This is a genomic window from Pedobacter sp. HDW13, from assembly GCF_011303555.1.
In the GTDB taxonomy this organism is placed as follows: domain Bacteria; phylum Bacteroidota; class Bacteroidia; order Sphingobacteriales; family Sphingobacteriaceae; genus Pedobacter.
Window position 1 is genome coordinate 3,908,855 of record NZ_CP049868.1, and the last position, 25,863, is coordinate 3,934,717.

Genomic DNA, 25,863 nt, shown 5'->3' on the forward strand with positions numbered 1-25,863 from the left:
AGAGATGGTAAAAAAGATAATAGTTACCCTAAAAGGTACTCTTAATAAGAAATATGGCGCCAATATAACCCAGCTTAACACAATATTCAGCAACCTTATTGGCGCAGATGCCCTTAGGGGCATATCAACTGTAATTCTTTACATTGATGATCTGGTAACTGCAAAAAAATATGGGTATCCTCTACCCACAGTATTTGATGAAGTTGCCTGCAAAAATATTGTAGATCAGATTTATTGGAAAGAAAGTCCGGAATATCTGGCTATTTTTGGAGCTCAGGATATATTTCCTTTTCAGCAACTGGTTAACCAGCTTCACCAATCAGGAGCTTCAGGAAGTGATCCTGATGAATTTATCTCATCAGATCTTCCTTATGCCTGCGATTCCCCATTCAGTACCAACTGTAATACTTTCACCAATCCCACACGTGTAATTGGAAGAATTCCTGACTTGCCTTCAAATGACTTGGAAGAAGGTAACGGAGATATTGAATACGTTAGGACGATCATTGACCAGATCATAGCTGCAGTCCCCGCTAACCGGAGTGCAATAACAGATTATTTCTCTAGTTCTGCCAACGTTTGGACAGGATCAACACAGATAAGTCTTAGAAATATTTTTGGGAACTCCTTTCATATGAAAAACAGTCCTCCTGATATAACTGGAGGATACAGCACAACAGAATTAGGACCCCTTCCTCACTTCTTTAACCTTCATGGAGCGCTCAGCAGAACGAGTTTCTATGGGCAAATCGGGAGTAGCTATCCTGAGGCGCTGCGTCCCTCTGACCTATCGGGAAAGGTAAGCCAGGGAGCCTTTGTAGCTGCAGAATGTTGCTATGGAGCCCAATTGTTAGCATCTGGAGCAGGCATGGGCATTGCCAGTACTTATTTGCTGAATAGAGCAGCAGTGTTTATGGGGAGTTCCACTATTGCCTATGGTCCCGCAGTAGGCCAAGGGCTTGCAGATTTGATTTGCCAGTATTTCAGTATCAATATTCTGAATGGTTCTTCTAGTGGTAGTGCTCTCCTGTCTGCGCGCCAGAGGTTTCTCAGTGTGAGTGGACCGATACTAGACTTTCATGAATTGAAGACGCTAGCACAGTTCCATATTTTGGGAGATCCTTCTGTACATCCGGTACAATCCGCTGAGCCTAAGGAAATGATGAGTACAATTAAAGATAGGCGATTTACATTGCAGGCAAAAGGTATAAATCTTGGTCTAACTATTCCCAATACAGAAAAGATCAGCGATTCGGGATCTGTAAATCCAATGGTGGACTTTCCAGCACTTAAAAATTTGGTTCAATTTGGAGTGGCTGAATCTAAAACAGTTTTTGAAGTTGATGAAGCATTTGGCGACAATTTTGCGGCTACTCACATCTTCAAATTGAGCAAGCAGGGTAACCAAAAAATCCGTTATCACGTGTTCCAAAAAGGTCGTATCTTTGATAGTGGTATTTGCGATCTGAAGGTGCTGGTCGTAAAGGAACGTGATAATCAATTCATGGGCTACCGGGAATATTTAAGTAGATAATTGATGAAACTTACTGGAAAGATCGTTGTAAAGCCGTTTGCCTTGGGCTCAAAAAGTGCTCATGATGCAGTGTATCTGGAAACTACGACAGGAGATTACCTAATTCAGCGAGAGCAGGATAATCCATTTGAAAGCTCAGATTTGAAAGTACTTTCCGGTAAAAATGTAGCTGCGGAAGGAGAACTTGACAATTATCTTTTCATCGCAAAAAAAATAACGGAAATGGACTAAAGTCAAGATTCAAGGCCTTTATCAACTTTTGTTTTATTTCGTAAAACGCATACAAGAGATTGAAAATGGCTATAAATAGCTATTTTCAATGGCGACAACTATCATGATATTGTAGATGAGATGGTAAAAGAAATAGTCTCATTAAAACACAATATTATGGCAAATCCACAAAAAAATTACTTGTCACACATGAGTCGTCAGATTGGTTACCGAGCAACCTGGGATCCTGGAAGACCATTGAAAATTGGCTTTATTGGTAAATTGGATTCTTCTGGAGTTCTGGCTATCTATAGCTCACTTGAAAATGAAGGAATTCCAATGGATATTTTTGTAGATGATAGTACAGCGGATATGGATTTCACATCAAGTGATTCCGTTACTATTTCAATGAAAGTTTCGGGTTCTGCACCGGTTTTAGGAAGTGCACTTACCCTATCAGAGGCAGGGGTTAATTTTGAATTTAAAAATGATGAAGGTATTGTATTTCAGACAACTGGTAACAAGACTTCTCAGTTAATTAATCTTGGCAAAATAACAAAACTGATTCTTGAAAAGTATGAGGATGGGAGTTGGGATGAAGACTGGGTAGTGGTTACTGAATTAGTAAGTGCAGATTCTGCTACGATTATTATTTCCAATAGTAGTGGCGCAAATCTAGATTTAAAAGCAAATGCTGGTATTGGTGCATCAGGTATAAAGATAACGGATGCTGCTTTAGACTTTTCAGTAGCGAGACAACATGGAAGTACTTTAAAATATATTGCACAAAATGGACTTACGCCTCTATATAAAATAATGGGAATAAGAGATCCATTTATCGGTTCGGTGAGTGTAGAGCCAAAAGATATTGGTGAAAAAATTGTGCTGACTCGGGAAAGCTTTAGAGAATTAAATTTTAATCCAGACAAACCCTCTGAAATCGAATCAGAACGAAACTAAATCTGAGAAGAATCTGTTAAATATACTATAATAGCTACCTGTTGTGCATTTAGGATAAACTAAAAAATAATTTATCCTAAATGCACAACAAGTAATAGCTATATCTAGCTATTGTAGGTCTAGAAGCTGAGAATTAATTTTATGGAAGGGAAGAAACAAATCATGTTTAAAAACCGGAGTATTTCAGAACGAAGAATAAATGATAAGAATTGAACTGAATTTATTCTGACTATCGCTTCCGTGGTGCGTTACGCGCTAGTGGACAGAATATTATGACTGATATCCGAGTATAAATAATTGTATCATAAAACCAAAACTCTATGGTCGGTAAAATTAACCTTCGTTATTTCTGGACAAGCTGCTGGCTTTTATTAGGCACACTTTTAGGGGGAGGCTTTGTATTATGGCTTTCATTAACAAGTGGCTTGAATATTGGACTAATGTTGCTATGGTCGATTGCTTATTTGGCAATAGGAGGTCTTTTAGGCTTTATTTTTAGCGTCCCTAAATTAATATCCGATGTACCCTCAGTGACGGGGATAACAGCATTAAGTCCAGAGCAATCGGTCAGGGTGAAATATCAGGAGAATACCAACCTCACTCAAATTTCGGACTGGCTGACCAAAGTATTGATTGGTGCCAGCCTTGTTCAACTTAAAGAAATTCCTAAATTTGTTTATAAAGTAGCCCAGATCATGGGTAGCGGGGCCCAATCAATAGTTAGTAAAGTTGATCTCTCTCAACACAACACGGTATGCTGCGCGGCAATAATTATTTACTTTATTACCTGGGGCTTCATCAGTGGCTATCTAGCTATGAAACTAGTGTTAACTGAACAATTTATGGATGCCGGCAGCGGGCAAACAAAGTAAATATTTCGTTTCAGCATATGGGTATTTCGATCTTAACTGGATTGTGGACGGGGACGATAGTGTTGCAATAAAATCGATTGACACTTCTCTTTCAACCATTACTGATCGCGATGGTCTAGGTGTCCTCAGATGGTACCACCTGATATCCAGATACAAAAGGACTCATCACTTTAGAATATCTCTAAACCAGTATTGAGCAGGATCATGTATGCTGTTAAGTAACAAACCAAAAACGCAGCCGATATGGCAAAATAGCGTGTTATCCTATGGCTCCCTTTCTTAAAAGGTAATAAAAACAGGAGATTGAAAAGCTCTGCCAGTAGCGCACATATAAAATTAAGGCATACCATTACCGCACTAAAGGCTACCACAAAGATAGCTGGCTGGATAATGATGCCCGATGGTAAGCCGTACAGTGCACCCATGATAAAACTTACCAAAAGAATAACAGCTGCATATTTAATGCCCGATTTAAACTGTAGCAGAAAATACCGCCCTAATTTTGGACGAGGGGTTTTCTCTATCGCTGATTTTTCCTCTTGTTCACTAACGGGTACACTGATCTGTTCATCTTGCAGTGCTTCTTTAAGCTTTCGCTTTTTACCTCTTTTTTGTTTTTTATAACGGGGCCACCAGATGATAAAGCCAGTGATAAAAAGTGCCAGAGGCATTAATCCGGCAATAATAGCAATAACCTGCGTTGGCCGGCCACCGAAACTGCCGTAATGGATCGGTGTTAACCAGCTGAGGTAAGCATTGCCAACATTGGGGAAATCGCTGCGGCTATTCAGTAAAGTTTTGGCAGTGTACTGATCAACAACCAGCATTTCTCTCTTCCCAACTTTGGGCAGGTTTCCGCTTAGCATATCCAAACGATAAGTACCGGTTTTATCAGTAGGAAAGGCAATGCCGCCAATATAGGCATTGGGCATTTTTTGCTTGGCTGCTGCCGTAATCGCATGGAGAGGCAGGGGCACAGCTTGCGCATGCCAGGCCGATTTCGCTCCTAATAACTGGGCAACGCCTTGAGGCGATTTTCCGCTCAATAAAAAAAGGAATGGGATGACTAAAGTAGAGAAGGTAATGCAAAAACCGGTTAAACTTAGTATGGCGACAATAGGTGAGGAATAAAAACCCAGCGAATTGTGCCAGTCGTAATTTTGGCGTTTAAACGAACCGCTAAACTTAACAGTGAGTACTGTCTTAAGTTGTTTCCATTTCTTTGGGATCCATAAACGTAAACCCGAAATGGTTAAGATTAAAAGACAAAGCGAAGCTAACCCGCAGATATAGCGGCCCGCAACAGGAATGAGTAAGGTCCGGTGCAGCTCTGTAACTACGTGGATAAAAGAACTGGTGTGTATTCTTTTACCACTTGTTTTTCCGGTATATGGATTAATAAAGGTTTCTTCTTCGCTTTTTAAATTCAAAACGCTGTAAGCTTCATTGGGGTTTTTGAAGTTATTCAGCATCAGGTAGTCGATTTTTAGCCCTGGGTAGTTCTTTTTAATGATCGGTACAATCTCTTCAACTGGCATTTTTTGCTTTTGCGCAACTACCTCAAACAGCTTAGGATTTAGTGCCCGGTCAATCTCATCCTGAAAAACAAGAATGCTTCCTGTAACACCTACAAATGCCACAATTGCGCCAGCAATAATGCCCAAATACAGGTGCCATTTACCGAACCATCTTTTTTGGTGTTTTGCCCAATTGATTTTTTTAGAATTGCCTGCTGATTTCATTTAACGGAGATATACCCTTGAAAGGGAACGTATTTCAGAATTTGTTTGTAATACAAAGAAATAGTTTTAATCCCGCTTATGCAAATTATTTTTAATGAGTCTAAATAAGTAGAGTTAGGATTTGGCTATCAGACCATATAATCGGATATGATTTTAAAATCTAATATGTGCACGGATTCATGCACATATTAGATGTAAGATATATTATTTAGTTTCCGACACATTTAACCGGTCAAAAGGGCTTAGGTTGTAAGTAAAATTGCCATTGCTGTCGGTGCCGCCAATGCCCTTAACTTCTGCTTTTAGTTCATACTTTGCATTTGGTTTGTAATGGTCGAGCTGCAGGTGGTACAAAAAGCTTTTAACCTTATGCGTGCCCCTGAATTTATCCGCAATACCTGTATGTTCATCACGGGCAATTACTTTCCCGTTTTCGAGTAGTTCTACCTTTTTGATTTCCATAAAATTAACGCCCTTGGTGTAAAAGAATCCTGCTGTAATGCGGCCATTGGCATAAGTTTTTTTGGTTACATCCCAGCTAAGTGTCCGAAATTCGTTACCAATCGCTTTGGCTTCCCAGGTTCCCGAAATGTAGCCCCCAGGTTTGTAATAATCGATTTTGAGTAAATCCAGACGTTTTAAATTATCTGATAAACGCTTTTTAAAACCAGCCAAATCTCTGTTTCCTTTAGGTATCCAGCCTGTTTCGGCCAGTGCAAGTAAACGTGGAAAATTCTGCACGTTCATGTCTTTCAGGTCCTGGGTTATGGCCGTCCATTGGTTGGCCTGCACGCCTAAAATAAATTTCCCTTCATCCTGGCTTAAACCGGTTTCCGGTTCATAGTTGTAGACCTTTTCAAGTGAATTGATGTTTCCATAAGCCAGATCGCTCATGGTGCCATCATTACGATCGGCCTGGGTAATATCGAAATAAAAAGGATCAGTAGGAGTGGCAACCACATAAAATCCGTTTTTTGCAGCATCGGCTATGGCTTCGTCGCCCAGCCACGACATAATTGCTGTTTCTTTAGTCAGGTTTTTAGCATCACTTAAAATATCGTTCCAGCCAATTGGTTTTTTGCCCTTACTTTTAATAATGGTCGAAATACGCTTCACAAAATAGCTCTGCAGTTCATTGGTGTTTTTTAGCGATCCAGTTTTCATGAATTCCTGTACGTGCGGTTCTTTTTCCCAAAGCACATGTCTTACTTCGTCGCCACCGAAATGGATGTAATCTGCAGGGAAAAGATCAGCCAGTTCAGTAAATACATTATTTAAGAACTCGTAAACTTCTTCTTTGGTTGGATCGAGGGTGTTTGGGGTAAACTGGTTACCCCAGTGCGACCATGAATCCAGAAATGGAAAAACAAAATCAGGTTTGCGGTTTTGGTTTACGCCCAGTTCGGGGTAAGCCAATACGGTTGGCCATGAGTGGCCGGGTACATCAATTTCAGGAATAATGGTAATGTTGCGTTCAGCTGCGTATTTAACTAAATCGCGAATTTGATCCTGCGTATAAAAACCACTTCTTTCTGCAGGTTGATTGGTGCTTTTATCAAATATGGTCGTTTTGGTACTGGTAAGCAGGGGGTATTTTTTAATTTCTATCCGCCAGCCCTGATCATCAGTTAAGTGCAGGTGTAGTACATTTAATTTATACAACGCCATTACATCTATATATTTCTTCATTACATCTACGCCATAGAAAGTACGGCTAACATCCTGCATATATCCTCGCCAGCCATAGCGTGGCTTGTCAATAATTTCACCGCAAGGAATGCTCCACGAAGTTTTTCCGTTTGTTTTACCTTCAATTTGTGCTGGTAACAATTGCCTGATGGTTTGAGTGGCGTTAAAAATACCAGCACTTGTTTTGGCATAAACGCTTATGGCGGTTGGAGTGATCCCGATCCGGTACCCCTCTTCACCCAGACTATTCAAAGTGTCTGATACCATGAAGAGGATGCCTTGACTTTGGTTCTGCAAGGGTAAAGTTTTAGCTTTTATGCCGGTGCTGCCTGCCAGTAGCGAAGCAAACAGGCTTATTGGTGCCTGAGCTTGCCCCTGGTAATAAATAGGAGTGGTAGGTTTAAATTCAAACTTGCCTGCATAAGGAGTAACAGACAGCGGTTTAGGAATAATGCTGTTTAAAGAGAGGTTGGTTGTTTGAGCAAAACTGATAGATGTGCTCAAAGTCAGCACAAGCATCATTTTTAGAATTTGGCTTTTCATTTTGGGTGTTTAAGGGTGAGTTTCCATCCAAATTAGAGATAAACAAATGATAAAGAAAATACAAATAACGCTCAAACGTTTGCGTAATCGTATCGTTATCAGGGCTGCTTTGGGATGTGGGAGATTTTCCCAGAAAAGGATATAAAATGTACCACAAAACGAAAGGCATAGCGGGGTTTTATATCCTATAAATGAGCGTATTTAGGTAAAATCTTCAAAATATTGGGTAAAAATGGGCGGGCGTGACACTTTTGAATATTTTATTTTTAATTGCCTTATTATCAGTCTATAGTAGGTTTTTGAATATGCCAATCTATATATTCTGGTTATATTGCGAACTCCAAATTGTAACAAAAACGATGTGGAAAACTTTTTTGTGGTAAAAAGTGGTAAAAAGTGGTAGAACTCTTTACTTTTACACTAGATAAAAAGTGTAGATACCACTATGACCCAACTTTTAGGAGAATTTGATTGTAAACTTGACGCAAAGGGCCGCCTTATGGTACCTGCTGCGCTTAAGAAACAATTGCCTAATGCTGAGAATGATGGGCTCATAATTAACCGTGGTTTTGAAAAAAATCTGGTAATCTATCCTAAAAATGTTTGGGACGCCGTTGTGGCCGACCTTGCTAAGCTTAATATTTACGATCAGGAAAACCGTGCCTTTGTTAGGGCCTTTACCCGTGGGGCAACCGAGCTTTCGCTTGATGCTGCCGGCCGGGTGTTGCTGCCGAAATCTTTGGTAGAGTATGCTGGTATCGGTAGTGATCTGGTTTTGGCTTGCCAGTTAGATCGTATCGAGGTTTGGGATAAAAAATCTTACGAAGATATTTTTGATGATGTTCCGGCCAATTTTGCTAGTCTGGCTCAAAAAGTAATGGGTGATAAGAAAGGAGGTGCTGATGGAGAATAATTACCATGTTCCGGTAATGTTGCAGCCTTGTATCGATGGCTTGAATATTAAGCCTGATGGGGTTTATGTAGATGTTACTTTTGGTGGTGGCGGCCATTCGCGCGAGATTTTAAAACATCTTGGTCCGAAAGGGATTTTGATTGCTTTTGATCAGGATCCTGATGCCCAGGCTAATATTCCTGCTGATGATCGCTTTGTGTTTATCGATCAGAATTTTGGTTTCCTGAAAAATAACCTGCGTTTAAAAGGTTTCAGGCAGGTGGATGGTATTCTGGCTGATTTGGGTGTTTCCTCTCATCAGTTTGATGTACCTGAGCGTGGTTTTTCAATCCGTCATAATGCCGACCTGGATATGCGTATGGATCAGCACCGCAATTTAACTGCTGCTGAAATCCTGAATACCTATACTGAAGATAAGCTGCATAAAATTTTTGGAATCTACGGCGAGGTGAAGAATGCGAAGTCTTTGGCTCGGGCTATTGTAACTGCGCGTTTGGAGGTTTCTTTTACTGATATCGATAGTTTAAAATCGGCTATTTCGGCTTATATCCCAAAGGGAAAAGAAAATAAATACCTGGCGCAAGTTTTTCAGGCTTTGCGCATTGAGGTGAATGCTGAAATACAAGTGCTTGAAGATTTTTTACAACAGGCGGCTGAGGTATTAAAGCCAGGTGGTCATCTGGTAGTGATGTCTTATCACTCGTTAGAAGACAGGCCGGTTAAAAACTTCATGGCAAAAGGAAAGTTTCAGGGAGAGGTGGAGAAAGATTTCTTCGGGAACCAGCAAAAGCCATTTAATGTAATTACACGTAAAGCGATTATTGCCACTGATGAGGAGATTGCCAGGAACAATCGTGCCCGCAGTGCGAAACTAAGAATTGCAGAAAAAATATGAACAGGTTTAGAGAGGAGATAGAAGAAGAGGAAGTTGGGCCTGAGCCGGAATTAAAAGCTGTGCCCAAAAGGCCGAAAACTGCAGAGGAGAAAATGGATAGCAACTCCTTCATTAGTAAGCTTTTTAATGATGGATTAGTAAGTAAAGAGGCGGCAACTGATGCTTTGCCTTATTTGTGTTTTTTGGCCTTTTTGGGGATGATTTATATTGCCAATAGCCACTTTGCGGTAAACAATGTGCGCCGCATTGATAAGTTAAATAAAGAAGTAAAAGAATTGCGATGGGAGTATAAATCGCTAAAGGCCGATCTGATGTTTAAAAGTAAACTAACAGAGGTTGCTAAAAAGGTTGATACCCTTGGGATAAAAGAACTGATTGAACCACCAAAAAAAATAGTTGTTAAAAGCGATGAATATTAGAGCAAACATCTTGCTTCGTGTATATCTGGCATTTGGCTTAATTGTGCTTTTTGCTTTTGCGGTGTTTTTACGCCTCGGTCAGGTGCAGTTTGTGCAGGGGAAAAAATGGAAAGCTATGGCAGATAGCCTTTCTACACGATATGTGAGTGTTGAGGCTACGCGCGGTAATATTTATTCTAATGATGGCAGTTTGCTGGCTACTTCGATACCAGAGTACGAGCTGCGCATGGATATGTTTGCCGGTGGTATTGCTGATGATAAAGTGTTTAATGAAAAAGTAGACTCGCTGGGTTATAGACTATCCCAGATTTTTCAGGATAAAACCGCAAAAGAATATGCCCGTTACCTGCGTAAAGGTCGTCAGGATAGCGCGCGTTATTTATTAATTCACCGTAAAGTGGGGTATGCTGATCTTAAAACGATCAGGAGTTTTCCGCTTTATAATATAGGTAAGTTCAGTGGTGGCTTAATCGCGGTACAGCAGAATAAGCGTATTCTTCCTTTTCAGGCTCTCGCTGCCCGTACAATCGGTTATAAAAACGAAAATGTGGCTAACGGGGTAGGTTTGGAAGGTGCATATAAAGAATATATCAACGGCGAAACCGGAAAAAGACTGATGCAACGCATTGCCGGTGGGGTTTATATTCCGGTGAATGAAGAAGCAGAAGTTGCGCCAAAAGATGGTGCCGATATTATCTCGACCATCGATGTAAATATGCAGGATTTGGCGCAAAGTGCCTTAGAAAAGCAATTAATTAAATCGCAGGCTGATCATGGTACCGTGATTTTAATGGAAGTGGCCACTGGTGAAATCAGGGCGGTAGCCAATTTCTCTAAAGTAGAAGAAGGTGTTTATAAAGAGAAATTTAATTATGCCATTGCAGGTAACCAGGATCCAGGCTCGACTTTTAAGCTAGCTTCTTACATGGCGCTTTTAGAAGATAAGCTGATTGATACCAATACCATGATTGGAACAGGGTACTATCAGATTCCTGGAAAGCTGATTACAGATTCGCATCCTAAAATTGAAACAGTTACCGCAAAAAAAGCATTCGAAACCTCTTCGAATGCCGCGATTGCAAAATTGATCAATATGCATTATGGTAGCGATCCGATGAAATTTACCGATCATTTATATGACTGGCATTTGAACAAAAAAATGGACTTGCAAATCCCAGGAGAGGCAGCACCGGTGATTAAAAATATAAAAGCAAACAGAAGCTGGAACAAAAACATGACCCTTCCTCAAATGGCTTATGGTTATGAAATGAATTTGACACCGTTAAAGATGCTGACCCTGTATAATGCAGTGGCTAACAATGGCAAAATGGTAGAGCCGATTTTTGTGAAAGAGATCAGAAGGCTGGGTAATCCGATTGAGCAGTTTAAGGCCCGGGTAGTTAATGATAAAATCTGTTCGGATGTTACCTTGAGCAAGATCAGGAAAATGCTTGAAGGTGTGGTAACCGAAGGTAGTGGGAAACAGGTTGTTTACAATCCTCTATATCCGATTGCCGGTAAAACGGGTACTGCTCAGGTGGCAGATGCGAATAAAGGTTATAAAGGCAAAAAACAATATCAGGCTTCTTTTGTGGGATATTTTCCAGCTGATAAACCTAAATATTCTTTAATCGTAGTAATCAACGATCCAAAAGGAGCTTATTATGGTGCTACGGTTTCAGGGCCAGTGTTCAGGGAAATTTCTGACCGCATTTACGCCAGCGATATGCAGATGTACAACGATATGCCAACACGTTTGGTGGGCAACACGGGTACTCCGCCAACAAAAGCCGGGCAGAGTAAGGCTACGCAAAAAGTATATAAGGCATTCGGATTTAAGCCGCTTTTCGCGTCAAAATCTGAATACTATAATATAATAGATACCAGTGCTGGAACCATTTTCCAGGAAAACAACGAGCGTAAAGGTATTATGCCAAACGTAGCGGGAATGGGACTTAAAGATGCCTTGTATTTGTTGGGAAATGCAGGCTTAAAAACCAAAGTTTTTGGCTCAGGCAAGGTAACCGGTCAGTCGATAGCTGCAGGTACCAAAATTGGTAAGGGAATAGGAGTACAGATAGAGTTGAATTAAGGTGGAAGGTTGAGGGTGGAAGGCCTTGATACTCGCTTGGAAATACTTGATACTAAGAATAAATAAAATGCAATTACAAGATTTACTTTACGGTGTAACGATTAAAGAATTGGTTGGCAAAACCGATAGAGAAATCAATGCGCTGAATTTCGATTCGCGTAAGGTAGGTAAAGATGATGTTTTCTTTGCCGTAGTAGGGACATTGGCCGATGGACATCAGTTTATCGATCAAACTATTGCGCAGGGAGCCACAGTGATTGTTTGCGAAAACCTGCCCGAGAATCCAAATGCAGAAGTTAGCTACATTAAAGTCGAAAATACTTCGGTTGCTTTGGGTATTATGGCAGGCAATTATTTTGGTAATCCTTCGGCCGATTTAAAACTGATTGGTATTACTGGTACAAACGGAAAAACAACCATTGCCACAATTTTATTCAAGTTATTTAAAGCCTTAGGTTATAAAACAGGGTTAATATCAACTGTAGAAAATTACATCAATGATACGGTGGTAGCTGCTACTCATACTACACCAAATCCTATTGCGCTGAATCAGCTTTTAAGGGATATGGTAAATGCAGGCTGCGATTATTGTTTCATGGAGGTAAGCTCGCACGCAGTGGCACAGCACCGTATTGAAGGCTTGAGCTTTGCTGGTGGCGTATTTTCGAACATCACACACGATCACTTAGACTTTCACAAAACTTTTGATAGTTACCTGAAAGCTAAAAAGGCATTTTTTGATGGTTTGCCTAAATCAGCCTTTGCACTGACCAATACCGACGATAAAAATGGTATGGTGATGTTGCAAAATACAAAGGCACATAAAAAAACTTATGCGCTTAAGCAGCTTGCAGATTTTAAAGCCAAAATTATTGAAAACCAGTTCAGTGGTTTACACCTGGATATCGATAACGAAGATGTTTATTTTAAACTCGTGGGTTCTTTTAATGCCTATAACTTGTTGGCCGTATATGGTACAGCTATTTTGTTAGAGCAGGATAAATTAAAGGTATTAACGCTTTTAAGCACTTTGTCTGGAGCAGAAGGCCGTTTCGATTATATCACTTCGCCTGATAAAATTATCGGTATTGTAGATTATGCACATACGCCCGATGCTGTTCAGAATGTGCTGAGCACCATTGCCAATATTCGTAAAGGTACCGAACAGGTAATTACAGTAATAGGTTGTGGCGGAGACCGCGATAAAACCAAACGCCCGATTATGGCTCAGGTAGCCTGCGATTGGAGCGACAAAGTAATCCTAACCTCTGATAACCCACGGACAGAAGATCCGCAGACAATTATCAGTGAGATGGAAGCAGGGGTTTCGCCAAGTAATAAACGTAAAACCTTATCCATTTTGGATAGAAAAGAAGCGATTAAAACTGCTTGTCATTTGGCTCAGCCAGGAGATATCATTTTGATTGCCGGAAAAGGACATGAAAAATACCAAGAGATTAATGGTGTAAGAAATCATTTTGATGATAAAGAGATTTTACTTGAACAATTAAACCCGATCAGCTAATGTTATATTTATTATTCGAATACCTGCATAAGCATTACGACATTCCCGGATTGAGGCTGTTTCAGTACATCACATTCCGTGCTTCTGTATCGATCATTTTATCGTTAATCATTACAACAGTATATGGTCGCAGATTGATCGATTACCTGCACAAAAAACAAGTAGGCGAAACCGTAAGGAATTTAGGTCTGGAAGGTCAGATGCAAAAACAAGGTACGCCAACAATGGGTGGTATTATCATTTTGCTGGGTATTTTGATTCCAACCTTACTTTTTGCCAATATTTCCAATATCTACGTCATCCTCATGATCATTACCACCATCTGGATGGGTGCAATTGGCTTTTTGGACGATTATATCAAGGTTTTCAAAAAGAATAAGGAAGGTTTGGCTGGCCGTTTCAAAGTTGTTGGTCAGGTTGGTTTAGGGCTGATTGTTGGAACAACAATGTATTTCCACCCAAATATCGTGGTGCGCGAAACCGTTCAGGATAATGTTAAAAATACTTCTTCTGTACCGATGGTGTTGCGTCAGAAAGGTGAAACATTTTACTACACGCAGGATGTAAAATCGACTAAAACCAATATGCCTTTTTATAAGAACAATGAGTTCGATTATGCAAAGGTACTGAAGTTTTTAGGTGGCGATTATCAGAAATATGCTTTTATCATTTTTCTGGCCTTTACGGTATTTATTATCACTGCGGTTTCAAACGGGGCAAACATTACCGATGGTATCGACGGCCTGGCAACAGGAACATCAGCCGTAATCGGGATTACCCTGGGTATTTTGGCCTACATATCGGGTAATACCATCATGGCCGATTACCTCAATATTATGTACATCCCTAACTCTGGAGAGTTGATGATTTTTGCCGGAGCGTTTGTGGGAGCATGTGTGGGTTTCCTTTGGTACAATTCTTACCCGGCTCAGATTTTTATGGGCGATACAGGAAGTTTAGCCATTGGTGGTATCATAGCAGCTTTTGCACTGATGATCCGTAAAGAGCTTTTGATTCCGATTTTATGTGGAATATTTCTGGTAGAGCTGGTATCGGTAATTATGCAGGTATCCTACTTCAAATACACCAAAAAGAAATTTGGAGAAGGGCGCCGGATTTTCCTGATGTCTCCTTTGCACCACCATTACCAGAAGAAAGGATATCATGAAGCAAAAATTGTTACCCGCTTCTGGATTATTGGAATTATGCTGGCCATTATGACAATCGTGACGTTGAAATTAAGATAATAAAAAGGTAAAAGATAGAAAGGTTGAAGGCAGGAAGGTCGATCAATCGCAATAAAGAAATAAAGTAAAAGGTATATGGTATTCAGGTTTCGATACCTAATACTCACCACCAGCGACTAAATACTTAATACAAAAAAATAAAAAAATGAGCACAAGTAATATCACATCAAGCAATACTCCCTCAGCAATGACCGGGCAGGGCCGTGTGGTTATTCTTGGCGCTGGCGAAAGTGGCGTTGGTGCAGCAAAATTGGCGCAAGCCAAAGGTTTCGAAGTATTTGTTTCAGACTTTGGTGTAATTGCAGATAAGTATAAAGCGGCTTTAGAGAAGCTTGGTGTCCCCTTTGAATCTGAAAAGCATACAGAAGAGCTGATTCTAAATGCAAGAGAAGTAATTAAAAGTCCGGGTATTCCACCAAGTGCCCCAATTATTAAAAAACTGGTGGCTAAAAGAATTCCGGTGATTTCGGAAATTGAGTTTGCCAAACGCTATACCAATGCTAAAACCATTTGTATTACAGGGTCGAACGGAAAATCGACTACTAGTTTATTAACCTATCACATTTTAAAAAATGCAGGTTTAAATGTGGGGCTGGCAGGTAATATCGGACAAAGCTTTGCCGCACAGGTAGCAACCGAAGATTACGAATATTATGTTTTGGAGATCTCAAGCTTTATGCTCGATGATATGTTTGAATTTAAGGCTGATATCGCTGTTTTATTGAATATCACACCCGATCATTTAGACCGTTACGATTATAAATTGGAAAATTATGCAGCATCGAAAATGCGCATTATCCAAAATCAAACAGCAGCAGATGTTTTTATTTACTGTGCTGATGACCAGGAAAGCTTAAAAGCTATGGCTATTGCCAAACCCCTCGCCAAAACTTACCCTTTTTCAATTGTTAAACCAGTTGAAACAGGAGCTTATTTAGAAGAAACAACAATACATATCCTTACTGAACCAAATAATCAATTAACCATGTCTATTTCAGATTTAGCCTTACAGGGCAAGCACAACGTTTATAATTCTATGGCTTCTGGCATTGTAGCCAAAGTTCTGGAATTGAGAAATGATTCTATCCGCGAAAGCATGGGTAATTTCAAAAACATTGAACATCGCTTAGAGCATGTAGCCAAAATTTCTGGAATCGATTTTATCAACGATAGTAAAGCCACCAATGTAAACTCTACTTGGTATGCCTTAGAAAGCATGACCAGCGATGTAGTGTTGATTATGGGCGGTGTTGATAAGGGGAACGATTATAACATGCTTAAAGATTTGGTTAAAAGTAAAGTTAAGGCTATTGTTTGCTTGGGTAAGGACAACAAACGTATCCACGATGCTTTTGAAGACGACGTAGATGTAATTGTAAATACGTTTTCGGCTGATGAGGCTGCCCAGATTGCTTTTCACCTGGCTAAACGTGGCGATACCGTTTTGCTTTCGCCAGCTTGTGCAAGTTTCGATTTATTTAAAAATTATGAAGACCGCGGTAATCAGTTTAAAGCGGCAGTTAGAGAATTATAATAGGAGGCTCAATATATGTTGCAGGCACTACTTAACAAAACAAAAGGCGACAGGTGGATCTGGTTGATCATCATCCTGCTTTCGCTTATATCGGTAATGGCGGTGTACAGTGCAACAGGAACTTTGGCGTATAAAAAAGGCGAAGCCGTAGAAAAGCTTTTGTTAACCAAACACCTGATTTTTGTATTGATGGGTATTGGTATGATTTACATTGCCCACCTGCTCGATTATCGCTACTATGCCGGTATTTCGAAGGTGTTGATGATTGTAACCATCCCCTTGCTGTTTTATACATTGATATTCGGAACCAACTTAAACGATGCATCTCGCTGGGTAAAAATACCGGTAATTGGATTAACGTTTCAAACTTCCGATTTAGCCAAGCTTGCATTAATTACATTTTTGGCGCGGATGCTCACCAAAAAGCAAGAGAATATTAAAGACGTAAAAGAATCATTTATACCAATTATGGGTTCGGTTTGTGTGGTGTTTGTTTTAATTGCACTGGCCAACCTCTCTACAGCTTTAATGCTGTTTGGTGTAAGTATTTTGCTGTTAATTATTGGAAGGATCAGTATTAAACAGATTGCAATTGTTTGTGCAGGTGGTTTTGTGCTCCTGTTGTTTGTGTTCTTTTTAGGGCCAAGGCGTAAAACATACATGTCGCGTATCAATACGTTTATGCATCCCGAAATGCAGCATTCAGATAAAACTTTCCAGGCAGATCAGGCAAAAATTGCCCTGGCTACTGGTGGTATTTTTGGTAAAGGACCAGGTAATAGTACGCAGCGCAACTTCCTGCCACACCCGTATTCCGATTTTATTTTCGCCATTATTATTGAAGAATGGGGAACACTGGGAGGAATTGTTATTATGATACTATACCTGGTGCTTTTATACCGATGTATCAAGATCGTAACGCGGGCACCCAAGGCATTTGGGGCACTGCTGGCAGCGGGACTAAGTTTTAGTCTTACTATTCAGGCTTTTGCCAATATGGCTGTAGCGGTAGGTTTAGGCCCGGTAACCGGGGTTCCACTTCCACTGGTAAGTATGGGAGGTACCTCAATGATTTTTACCAGTGTGGCCTTTGGTATTATTTTGAGTGTAAGCCGTGATGTGGAAGAAAACGCAAAAATTACTTCGAAAGAAGAAAAAATAGATAATAAAATAATCGTTGGAGAAATTCCGGCGATGGCTTAACAAAATAATTGAGTTAGTGAATGATTGAATTAGAGAATGTCGCTTTTGCAGATAAACATTTATTTATTCAAAATTCATTCATTTAATAATTAATGATAAAAATGAATAATTCCCCAAAAATTATCATATCAGGTGGTGGCACCGGCGGGCACATTTTTCCCGCCGTAGCCATAGCCAATGCGCTTAAACGCTTGGTGCCTGCCTGTGAAATTTTATTTGTGGGTGCAATAGGCCGGATGGAAATGGAAAAAGTTCCCGCGGCCGGATATAAGATTATTGGTTTAAATATTAGTGGAATGCAACGTGGTTCGATTGTGAAAAATTTGGCACTTCCATTTAAGGTAATTGGTAGCGTACGCAAGGCGATACAGATTATTAACGATTTTAAACCCGATGCGGTTGTAGGTGTGGGTGGCTATGCTTCCGGGCCTTTGTTGTATGCCGCATCTTTGAAAGGAATTCCATACCTGATACAGGAACAGAATTCTTATGCTGGTATTACCAATAAATGGCTGGGTAAAAAAGCATCTAAAATTTGTGTGGCTTTCGATCAGATGGATCAGTTTTTTCCGGCCGATCGGATTTTGAAAACCGGTAATCCTGTTCGTCAGGAAGTGGTAGATATTAAGGGGAAACACTACGCAGGTGCCGAACTGTTAAAGCTCGATCCTTTGAAAAAGACCATTATGGTTACTGGGGAAGTTTGGGAGCTGGTACATTGAACAAAGCCATTGAAAAACATTTGCCCGAAATAATTGCGCATGATGTGCAGGTGATCTGGCAAACAGGCAAATATTATTACAAAGGAGTTATCGAAAGATTGGGAGTGGATTATCACCCAAATGTTCGCATTCTGGAGTTTTTAAATAAAATGGACCTGGCTTATGCTGCAGCCGATATCATTATCTCGCGGGCAGGAGCAGGAACCATTGCAGAGCTTTGCCTCATTGCCAAACCAGTAATTTTGGTGCCTTCGCCAAATGTGGCAGAAGACCACCAGACCAAAAATGCAATGGCACTGGTAAAAAATGGAGCAGCGATATTAATTAACGATCGCGCTGCAGAAGATACCCTGGTGAAAGAGGCCTTAGCCTTGTTAAATAATAAAGCGCAAAGTGAGCAACTCTCGGCAAACCTGGCTAAAATGGCGTTGCCAAAGGCTGACGAGATTATTGCAGGAGAAGTATTGAAATTGATTAAGTAGCGATATGAAAATAAAGATGTTAGATAGAAGGAATTAGATTTGAGATAGGCGTTATGTCGCATTCTCAGATCTCAAATCTTCATCTATCATCTCAAATCTAAAATAAAATGGAATTAAGTAAAATAAATAGGGTTTTCTTCGTAGGTATCGGTGGTATCGGCATGAGCGCGCTTGCCCGTTATTTTGCTAAACGCGGACAAGTGGTTTGTGGTTACGATAAAACCAGAACTAAGCTGACCGAAACATTAGAACAGGAAGGTATTTTGATAACCTATCTGGACGAAGCTGCTTCATTGCCTTGTGCATTTTTAGATAACCAGGATGATACTTTAGTAGTTTATACGCCTGCTATACCAAAAGATTCGAAGATTTTAAATCACTTTATTCACAAGGGATTTAGTCTTAAAAAACGGTCTGAAGTATTGGGTATTATCAGTAAAGGCATGTTTTGCATTGCAGTAGCTGGTACACATGGTAAAACCACAACCTCATCTATTGTAGCACATATATTAAAGGATACCGGTTACGATTGTACAGCCTTTTTAGGTGGTATAACCAGTAACTACAACAGTAATGTGCTTTTTGGAAACAACAATGTGGTAGTGGTAGAAGCTGATGAGTATGATCGTTCGTTTCTAACCTTACACCCCGATGTAGCGGTGGTAACCTCGATGGATGCTGACCATTTGGATATTTACGGTGATAAAAGCCATTTAGAGGAATCCTTCCGCTTGTTTGCTGCACAGTTAAAAGATGGCGGTACGCTTTACGCGCACGAAGGCTTGCCTTTGGCAAATAACACGAGTTATGCCGCTAGTGCAACAGCAAACGCACGGGCTGAAAACCTAAGGGTACAAGGCTCCAAATTTGTGTTCGATTATACCGATGCTACGCAAAGTATAAAAGATATTAGCTTAATGCTGCCTGGTAAGCACAATGTAGAGAATACTACTGTGGCTATTGCAATAGCTCTGGCTTTGGGTATCGAGGCAGATAAAGTAAAACAAGCGGTTGCAAATTTTAAAGGAGTTAAACGCCGTTTCGAGTATATCGTAAACAACGGTAATCAGATTTATATCGATGATTATGCACATCATCCTGAAGAACTGAAAGCCTGCTTTGATGCGGTAAGACAGCTCTATCCGGATAAAAAACTGACGGTAATTTTTCAACCACACCTGTTTACCCGTACCAGAGATTTTGCCGATGAATTTGCAAAAGTTTTGAGCACAGCCGATGAATTGCTGTTGCTGGAAATTTATCCAGCCAGAGAATTGCCGTTGGCGGGTATAAACGCGCAGTTTTTGCTCGATAAAATCACTTTAAGTGATAAGAAAATATGTGGAAAAGATTTTGTGGTTCAGTACGTTAAGGACACAAAACCTGAATTAATTTTAACTGTAGGTGCCGGTGATATTGATACCATTATTGAACCTTTAAAAAATACTTTGAACAATGCTTAAGCGGATAAACTGGAGCGCAATTTTTACTGGCTTTGCCTGGCTAATCAGTCTGGCAGGGGTGGTTGTGCTTTTGGGTTTTATTAACGTTAAAAAGCAAACCGTTAAATGTACTGATGTTAAAATTATTATCCCTGGTGCCGATAATTTTATCGAACGCGAAGAAATTGACGAAATTTTAAAGCAGGATCAGGGTGTATTATTGGGCAGAAACCTGGAGAATATTAATATCCACCAGATTGAAAAGAAATTGCAATCTAACCCTTATATCGGCTTTGCCAAGGTATATGTAGATATGGATGGGGTGTTGCATATCGAAGTGAAACAACGCCAGCCTATTGTGCGTATTTTAAACGAGAACGGGCAGGATTTTTACATTGACAATGACGGATTGAAAATGCCGATTTCGTCGAATTTTACAGCGAATGTATTGGTTGCAACAGGGCATATTTCAGAAGTTTTTGGAAGTCGGGTGGATACTTTGCATACGCAGCTGGGGCGCGATTTATATAAAACTGCCCAGTACATTAAAAAAGATACGCTTTGGGATTCGCAGATTGAACAGATCGTAGTTGATCAGAAAAACGACATTACACTGATCCCAAGGGTAGGTAACCAGCGTATTATTTTGGGTAATGCCGATTCGCTTGAAAAGAAGATGAAAAACCTGTTGCTGTTCTATAAAAAGGCAATGCCGCAGGTAGGTTGGGATACTTATAAAACCATAAATATCAAGTACACCAATCAGATTGTATGCGAAAAAAGAGATTCGACAGAGTTAGGTAAAAAAGGCAAAACATTTTCTGCAGCCGATAGTTTGAGGATACAACGCAGTGTGGCAGATTCGCTAATCAAAAGTACAATTGGTGAGGCAATGGATGATAGGCCCGAAGCAGATGAGGCCGAAAAAGAAGAGCCTAAAAAGGTGGTAGTAGCAAAGCCCGAGCCTAAGAAACCAGAACCGAAAAAAGTGGAGCCTAAAAAGGTAGAAGCCAAAAAAACGGAAACAGCTAAAAAAGAAGAAAAAAAGCCGGCAGTAACATCGGCCACTAAACCAAAGGAAATAAAACCTGCGGATAAAAAAGAAAAACCGAAGCAAACGGTAACAACACAGCCAAAGCCGGCAAAATCTGAGGCAGATTTAAAAAAACAGAGAGAGGCGAGAGAGAAAGAAATCAGAGCCCTGGAAAAACAGTATAAAACTCAGCAAAATTAACGAATATGGACAAGGCAAAATTTACCAGTCAGTCGCCCATTGTAGTAGGATTGGATATCGGTACTACAAAAATTTGTGTTATCGTTGGTCGTAGAACACAGCACGGTAAGATAGAGATCTTAGGAATTGGAAAAGCAGAATCGGCAGGAGTAACACGTGGAGTAGTTTCTAATATCCAAAAAACCGTACAGGGCATTGCTCAAGCAGTTGAAGTAGCAAGCGGACAATCCAATGTAGAAATACAGGTGGTAAATGTGGGTATTGCTGGTCAGCACATTAAGAGCTTACAGCACCGAGGAATTTTAACAAGAAGAGAATTAAACAACGAAATCGGCAAAAAAGATATCGACAAGCTAATTGATGATATGTTTAAGCTGGTAATGCCTCCGGGTGAGGAGATCATTCATGTATTGCCGCAAGAATTTACCATCGATAACGAACCTGGTATCAAAGATCCGATTGGTATGGCAGGAGTGCGTTTGGAAGCCAACTTCCACATTATCTCCGGTCAGGTTACCGCAGTAAAAAATATCATTAAATGTGTAAACAATGCAGGGCTGCAAACTCAGGATCTAATTCTTGAGCCATTGGCTTCGTCTGAATCGGTGTTGAGCGAGGAAGAAAAAGAAGCTGGTATTGCCCTGGTTGATATTGGTGGTGGTACTACCGATATCGCTATTTTCCACGAAGGTATTATCCGCCATACAGCGGTTATCCCATTTGGCGGTAATAGTGTTACTGAGGATATCAGAGAAGGCTGTTCGGTAATGCGCAACCAGGCTGAGTTGTTGAAAACACGTTTCGGTTCGGCATTGGCTGAAGAGAATAAGGAAAATGAAATCATTTGTGTTCCGGGTTTACGTGGCCGCGAACCAAAAGAAATTTCAGTTAAAAACCTGGCCTATGTTATTCAGGCCCGTATGGAAGAGATTATCGAGCACGTGTATTACGAGATCAAATCTTCTGGTTATGAGAAAAAACTGATCGGTGGTATTGTAATTACTGGTGGTGGTGCTTTGCTGAAACACTTATCGCAAGCTGTAGAATATGTAACCGGTTTAGATTGCCGCATTGGTTATCCTAATGAGCACTTATCTAAATACGAAGATATGCCTAAAGCCATCTATGATGACTTAAAGAGCCCGATGTATGCAACCAGTGTTGGTTTGTTAATTAAAGGAATTCAGAAAGCTGAAGAACTGATTGAAGAAATGAAACAACCTGGAGTTTTTGTTGAGAAACCAAAAGCAGCTAAGGAAAAAGAAAAACGCGGACCAGGTTTATTCGATAAATTATTGGCAAAAACAAGAACTTTCATTCAGGATGATATGAATGTGAGCGATGAAGATTACTTGAAAAGCTAATTATTTTTCAACAAAGAAAGAGTTTTCCACATTCTTAACACTTGTGGAAAACGTCTGTTGAAAAAGTGTTAATATTACATTGAGTAATGAACAGAATTTAAAAATTTTTAAACAACTGATTCATAAAGATATGCAGTTCGAAATGTTAAAAGATAAGTCTTCAATCATCAAGGTAATTGGTGTTGGGGGCGGTGGCGGCAACGCGGTGAACCATATGTACCTGTCGGGTATTACTGGTGTGGATTTTATTATTTGTAATACAGATGCCCAGGCTTTGGAATCTAGCCCTATACCTAACAAGGTACAATTAGGTGCAAGTTTAACCGAAGGAATGGGTGCTGGTTCTATTCCCGAGGTTGGTAAAAACTCGGCAATAGAAAATATAGATGATATTAAGGCAATGTTGGGTAGTACCACTAAAATGCTTTTTATTACGGCAGGAATGGGTGGTGGTACCGGAACAGGTGCATCGCCAATTATCGCAAAAGCTGCAAAAGAACTTGACATTTTAACCGTGGCCATTATTACAACGCCTTTTTCTTTCGAAGGGAAAAGACGTAGGTTACAGGCCGACGAAGGGATGGAAGAACTGAAGAAATACGTAGATTCTTATCTTGTAATTTCTAACGACCGCCTACGTGAGATTTTCGGAAACTTAACCTTGGGCTCAGCTTTCGGTCAGGCCGATGATATCTTAACCACCGCCGCCAAAGGTATTGCCGAAATCATTACAGTACCAGGTTATATCAACGTCGATTTTAAAGATGTGCGTACCGTAATGAAAGATAGCGGTGTAGCCATTATGGGTAGCTTTGCTGCCGAAGGCGAAGATCGTGCATTACAAGCGGTTGAAGGTGCTTTAGCTTCTCCATTATTAAAAGACAATGAAATTGAAGGTGCCCGTTATATTTTATTGAATATCAGTTCTGGCCTGCGTGAGGTAACCATGGATGAAGTTTCGATTATTACCGATTACATTCAGGAAAAAGCAGGTTTATCTGCCGATTTAATCTGGGGTAACTGTACCGACGAATCTTTGAGCGATAAACTTTCAGTTACCATTATTGCTACAGGTTTCCAAACTTCAGAAGAACGCGTACACGAAGAAAAAAATAAAAAGAAAATATCACTTTTAACACCAGAAGAAGCTCCGCTAGTTCGTCCCGTTGAACCAGTAAATTCTTTTATTCAGCCTAAAGCAGCTCCATCATATGAGCCGGTTTTAAAAGCTAAAGAAGAGATTTCGCAAGTAGATCTGTTTGGTGGTATGTTTAATAAAGCTGAAACTCAGAAAGTTCAGGAACCAGAAAACAATGTGGTTCGTCATACTTTGATTGAAGAAGAGCCACATGCCGTTGAGGAGACTCAGGAAACAGGCTTTGAATTTGAAGTGAAGTTGGCAGAAACCAATTTTGTTTTCGAAACACCAGTTGCTGAAGTTGCTCAAATGCATGCGCCTGAACCAGAACCAGAAATGCCGGTTATTGGTTTAGATGATGATAAGAACGACGAATCAATGGAAGAGCAATTGAAAAAATCGAAAGAACGTATTTTACGTTTAAAAGATTTGAGTATGAAATTGCGTACTACAAATGGTTTGCAAGAACTGGAAAACGAACCTGCTTACAAGCGTAAACAAATGCAGTTACAGCAAGTTCAGCATTCATCAGAATCGCAGGTTAGCCGTTTTACGCTAAGCAACGATCAGGATGGAGGTACAGAAATCAGACCTAACAATTCTTTTCTGCACGACAACGTTGACTAAATCGACCCAAATAATACCTTTAAAAGCCCGAAATAAAAACCGGGGCTTTTTTGGCATAAAATTAGCATAGTGAAAATGTTAATTGACAGCCAAAGGATGAATATGGTTGATTTTAAGATGAATAAAGCTTAAATTCGCAAAATTTTTATAATAAAAAACAGATAATACATTGGATATATTTGATAAAATAGCAAAACACATGGGGCCGCTAGGTCAACACCAAAAATGGTCTCATGGGTATTTCTCATTTCCAAAATTAGAGGGAGAAATTGCACCACACATGCAGTTCCGTGGAAAAGAGCACTTGGTTTGGAGTTTAAATAACTATTTAGGTTTAGCCAATCACCCCGAAGTTAGAAAAGCAGATGAAGAAGCTGCTGCAAAATTTGGTATGGCTTACCCAATGGGTGCCCGTATGATGAGCGGTAACTCAAACTATCATGAGCAGTTAGAGCAGGAACTTGCAGAATTTGTTGGTAAGCCCGATGCATTTTTATTAAACTATGGTTACCAGGGAATGGTATCTATTATCGATACTTTAGTAGATAGAAATGATGTTGTAGTGTACGATGCCGAATCGCATGCTTGTATTGTAGATGGTTTGCGTTTGCACATGGGTAAACGTTTTGTTTACAAACACAACGATATAGAAAGTGCCCGTAAACAATTAGAACGTGCTACCAAATTGGTTGAAGAAACTGGTGGTGGAATTTTGTTAATTACCGAAGGTGTTTTCGGAATGAGCGGTGCACAGGGTAAATTAAAAGAAATTGTAGATCTTAAAAAAGATTTCAACTTCCGTATCCTGGTTGATGATGCACATGGTTTTGGTACCATGGGTAAAACTGGTGCAGGTACACATGAAGCACAGGATTGTATAGAAGGTATTGATGTATACTTTGGTACTTTCGCTAAATCGATGGCTGGTATTGGCGCTTTTGTAGCTTCTACTGAGCAAATTACCAATTTCTTGAGGTATAACATGCGTTCTCAGACTTTTGCTAAAGCATTACCAATGCCAATGGTTATCGGTTTGTTAAAACGCTTAGAACTGTTAAAAAGCAAGCCAGAATTAAAAGATAAACTTTGGGAAATAGCCATGACCCTGCAAAAAGGCCTGCGCGAACGTGGTTTTGATTTAGGTGTAACCGATTCAGTCGTAACTCCGGTATTCTTAAAAGGAGAACTAACAGATGCTACTGCAATTACATACGATTTGCGCGAAAATTATAGCATTTTCTGTTCTATCGTGGTATATCCGGTAATCCCTAAAGGAATGATCGAACTGCGCTTAATTCCTACAGCGGTACATACTTTAGAAGATGTTCAGCGTACTTTAGATGCATTTAGCGAAGTAGCCCAGAAATTAGAAAGTGGTTATTATAAAGAAAACCAGTTTGCTACTGCTTAAGTAGGAAATAAATATAAAAAAGCCGGTTATTGATAAAATAACCGGCTTCTTGCATTTTAAACTTC

General features: G+C 40.0%; 19 protein-coding genes and 1 pseudogene. 18 read left to right on the forward strand and 2 right to left on the reverse strand.

Annotated features, from left to right (window positions below; translation table 11 throughout):
• Positions 1-4 precede the first annotated feature (4 nt).
• The 4 genes from G7074_RS16395 to G7074_RS16410 all read left to right on the forward strand — a co-directional run bounded on the left by G7074_RS16395 (position 5) and on the right by G7074_RS16410 (position 3,576).
• Positions 5-1,534 carry a C25 family cysteine peptidase gene (locus G7074_RS16395; RefSeq protein WP_166209964.1) on the forward strand — a complete coding sequence of 510 codons (1,530 nt, stop codon included), beginning with the start codon at positions 5-7 and terminating at the stop codon, positions 1,532-1,534.
• A 3-nt stretch (positions 1,535-1,537) separates the two neighbouring features.
• The gene (locus G7074_RS16400; protein ID WP_166209967.1) at positions 1,538-1,765 is read left to right on the forward strand and encodes a hypothetical protein; all 228 of its coding nucleotides are present in this window, start codon (positions 1,538-1,540) and stop codon (positions 1,763-1,765) included.
• 156 nt (positions 1,766-1,921) lie between these two features.
• Complete coding sequence (locus G7074_RS16405; protein ID WP_124560864.1) at positions 1,922-2,704, forward strand: hypothetical protein; 783 nt, start codon at positions 1,922-1,924, stop codon at positions 2,702-2,704.
• Between the two features lie 320 nt (positions 2,705-3,024).
• A complete protein-coding gene (locus G7074_RS16410) occupies positions 3,025-3,576 on the forward strand; it encodes a hypothetical protein (RefSeq protein WP_124560863.1) in 552 nt (183 codons plus the stop codon).
• 170 nt (positions 3,577-3,746) lie between these two features.
• On the opposite strand, the gene G7074_RS16415 is transcribed toward G7074_RS16410, so the two are convergent.
• A complete protein-coding gene (locus tag G7074_RS16415; protein WP_166209970.1) occupies positions 3,747-5,318 on the reverse strand; it encodes a PepSY domain-containing protein in 1,572 nt (523 codons plus the stop codon).
• A 204-nt stretch (positions 5,319-5,522) separates the two neighbouring features.
• The gene (locus tag G7074_RS16420; protein WP_205944082.1) at positions 5,523-7,550 is read right to left on the reverse strand and encodes a beta-N-acetylhexosaminidase; all 2,028 of its coding nucleotides are present in this window, start codon (positions 7,548-7,550) and stop codon (positions 5,523-5,525) included.
• Between the two features lie 445 nt (positions 7,551-7,995).
• Between G7074_RS16420 and mraZ the strand changes: the two genes are divergently transcribed.
• The 14 genes and pseudogenes from mraZ (at position 7,996) to G7074_RS16490 (ending at position 25,798) form a co-directional block, all read left to right on the forward strand.
• Positions 7,996-8,463, forward strand: a complete 468-nt coding sequence (gene mraZ, locus G7074_RS16425) for a division/cell wall cluster transcriptional repressor MraZ (RefSeq protein ID WP_124560861.1) — start codon at positions 7,996-7,998, stop codon at positions 8,461-8,463.
• On the forward strand, positions 8,453-9,358 hold the full coding sequence (rsmH, locus tag G7074_RS16430) for a 16S rRNA (cytosine(1402)-N(4))-methyltransferase RsmH (RefSeq protein ID WP_124560925.1): 906 nt from the start codon (positions 8,453-8,455) through the stop codon (positions 9,356-9,358). The genes mraZ and rsmH overlap by 11 nt, the downstream gene beginning before the upstream one ends.
• Positions 9,355-9,777, forward strand: coding sequence for an FtsL-like putative cell division protein (locus G7074_RS16435; protein WP_166209973.1), 423 nt, complete (start codon positions 9,355-9,357; stop codon positions 9,775-9,777). The genes rsmH and G7074_RS16435 overlap by 4 nt, the downstream gene beginning before the upstream one ends.
• On the forward strand, positions 9,767-11,869 hold the full coding sequence (locus tag G7074_RS16440; RefSeq protein ID WP_124560859.1) for a penicillin-binding protein: 2,103 nt from the start codon (positions 9,767-9,769) through the stop codon (positions 11,867-11,869). Before G7074_RS16435 ends, G7074_RS16440 begins: the two co-directional genes overlap by 11 nt.
• Before the next feature lie 67 nt (positions 11,870-11,936).
• Positions 11,937-13,394, forward strand: a complete 1,458-nt coding sequence (locus G7074_RS16445; RefSeq protein ID WP_166209976.1) for a UDP-N-acetylmuramoyl-L-alanyl-D-glutamate--2,6-diaminopimelate ligase — start codon at positions 11,937-11,939, stop codon at positions 13,392-13,394.
• Positions 13,394-14,641 carry a phospho-N-acetylmuramoyl-pentapeptide-transferase gene (mraY, locus tag G7074_RS16450; RefSeq protein WP_124560857.1) on the forward strand — a complete coding sequence of 416 codons (1,248 nt, stop codon included), beginning with the start codon at positions 13,394-13,396 and terminating at the stop codon, positions 14,639-14,641. Before G7074_RS16445 ends, mraY begins: the two co-directional genes overlap by 1 nt.
• A 145-nt stretch (positions 14,642-14,786) precedes the next feature.
• Positions 14,787-16,175, forward strand: a complete 1,389-nt coding sequence (murD, locus tag G7074_RS16455; protein WP_124560856.1) for a UDP-N-acetylmuramoyl-L-alanine--D-glutamate ligase — start codon at positions 14,787-14,789, stop codon at positions 16,173-16,175.
• 15 nt (positions 16,176-16,190) lie between these two features.
• Entirely contained in the window at positions 16,191-17,378 is a 1,188-nt protein-coding gene (locus G7074_RS16460; RefSeq protein WP_205944083.1) for an FtsW/RodA/SpoVE family cell cycle protein, read from the forward strand.
• A 101-nt stretch (positions 17,379-17,479) separates the two neighbouring features.
• Positions 17,480-18,582 (forward strand): annotated as a pseudogene (murG, locus tag G7074_RS16465) (undecaprenyldiphospho-muramoylpentapeptide beta-N-acetylglucosaminyltransferase).
• 107 nt (positions 18,583-18,689) lie between these two features.
• Complete coding sequence (gene murC / locus G7074_RS16470; protein ID WP_166209979.1) at positions 18,690-20,045, forward strand: UDP-N-acetylmuramate--L-alanine ligase; 1,356 nt, start codon at positions 18,690-18,692, stop codon at positions 20,043-20,045.
• Positions 20,038-21,258 (forward strand): cell division protein FtsQ/DivIB, encoded by a 1,221-nt coding sequence (locus G7074_RS16475; RefSeq protein WP_124560853.1) that lies wholly within the window; start codon positions 20,038-20,040, stop codon positions 21,256-21,258. Before murC ends, G7074_RS16475 begins: the two co-directional genes overlap by 8 nt.
• 5 nt (positions 21,259-21,263) lie before the next feature.
• Positions 21,264-22,622 carry a cell division protein FtsA gene (gene ftsA, locus G7074_RS16480; protein ID WP_039473398.1) on the forward strand — a complete coding sequence of 453 codons (1,359 nt, stop codon included), beginning with the start codon at positions 21,264-21,266 and terminating at the stop codon, positions 22,620-22,622.
• A gap of 130 nt (positions 22,623-22,752) precedes the next feature.
• Positions 22,753-24,387: a cell division protein FtsZ gene (ftsZ, locus tag G7074_RS16485; RefSeq protein WP_124560923.1), complete on the forward strand. Its 1,635-nt coding sequence runs from the start codon at positions 22,753-22,755 to the stop codon at positions 24,385-24,387.
• A gap of 169 nt (positions 24,388-24,556) precedes the next feature.
• The gene (locus G7074_RS16490; RefSeq protein WP_124560852.1) at positions 24,557-25,798 is read left to right on the forward strand and encodes an aminotransferase class I/II-fold pyridoxal phosphate-dependent enzyme; all 1,242 of its coding nucleotides are present in this window, start codon (positions 24,557-24,559) and stop codon (positions 25,796-25,798) included.
• The last annotated feature ends 65 nt before the right edge of the window (positions 25,799-25,863 follow it).

Coding starts and splice junctions, on each gene's coding strand:
- G7074_RS16395 (WP_166209964.1), top strand. CDS start 5: ATGGTAAAAAAGATAATAGTTACCCTAAAAGGTACTCTTAATAAGAAA.
- G7074_RS16400 (WP_166209967.1), top strand. CDS start 1,538: ATGAAACTTACTGGAAAGATCGTTGTAAAGCCGTTTGCCTTGGGCTCA.
- G7074_RS16405 (WP_124560864.1), top strand. CDS start 1,922: ATGGCAAATCCACAAAAAAATTACTTGTCACACATGAGTCGTCAGATT.
- G7074_RS16410 (WP_124560863.1), top strand. CDS start 3,025: ATGGTCGGTAAAATTAACCTTCGTTATTTCTGGACAAGCTGCTGGCTT.
- G7074_RS16415 (WP_166209970.1), bottom strand. CDS start 5,318: ATGAAATCAGCAGGCAATTCTAAAAAAATCAATTGGGCAAAACACCAA.
- G7074_RS16420 (WP_205944082.1), bottom strand. CDS start 7,550: ATGAAAAGCCAAATTCTAAAAATGATGCTTGTGCTGACTTTGAGCACA.
- mraZ (WP_124560861.1), top strand. CDS start 7,996: ATGACCCAACTTTTAGGAGAATTTGATTGTAAACTTGACGCAAAGGGC.
- rsmH (WP_124560925.1), top strand. CDS start 8,453: ATGGAGAATAATTACCATGTTCCGGTAATGTTGCAGCCTTGTATCGAT.
- G7074_RS16435 (WP_166209973.1), top strand. CDS start 9,355: ATGAACAGGTTTAGAGAGGAGATAGAAGAAGAGGAAGTTGGGCCTGAG.
- G7074_RS16440 (WP_124560859.1), top strand. CDS start 9,767: ATGAATATTAGAGCAAACATCTTGCTTCGTGTATATCTGGCATTTGGC.
- G7074_RS16445 (WP_166209976.1), top strand. CDS start 11,937: ATGCAATTACAAGATTTACTTTACGGTGTAACGATTAAAGAATTGGTT.
- mraY (WP_124560857.1), top strand. CDS start 13,394: ATGTTATATTTATTATTCGAATACCTGCATAAGCATTACGACATTCCC.
- murD (WP_124560856.1), top strand. CDS start 14,787: ATGAGCACAAGTAATATCACATCAAGCAATACTCCCTCAGCAATGACC.
- G7074_RS16460 (WP_205944083.1), top strand. CDS start 16,191: ATGTTGCAGGCACTACTTAACAAAACAAAAGGCGACAGGTGGATCTGG.
- murC (WP_166209979.1), top strand. CDS start 18,690: ATGGAATTAAGTAAAATAAATAGGGTTTTCTTCGTAGGTATCGGTGGT.
- G7074_RS16475 (WP_124560853.1), top strand. CDS start 20,038: ATGCTTAAGCGGATAAACTGGAGCGCAATTTTTACTGGCTTTGCCTGG.
- ftsA (WP_039473398.1), top strand. CDS start 21,264: ATGGACAAGGCAAAATTTACCAGTCAGTCGCCCATTGTAGTAGGATTG.
- ftsZ (WP_124560923.1), top strand. CDS start 22,753: ATGCAGTTCGAAATGTTAAAAGATAAGTCTTCAATCATCAAGGTAATT.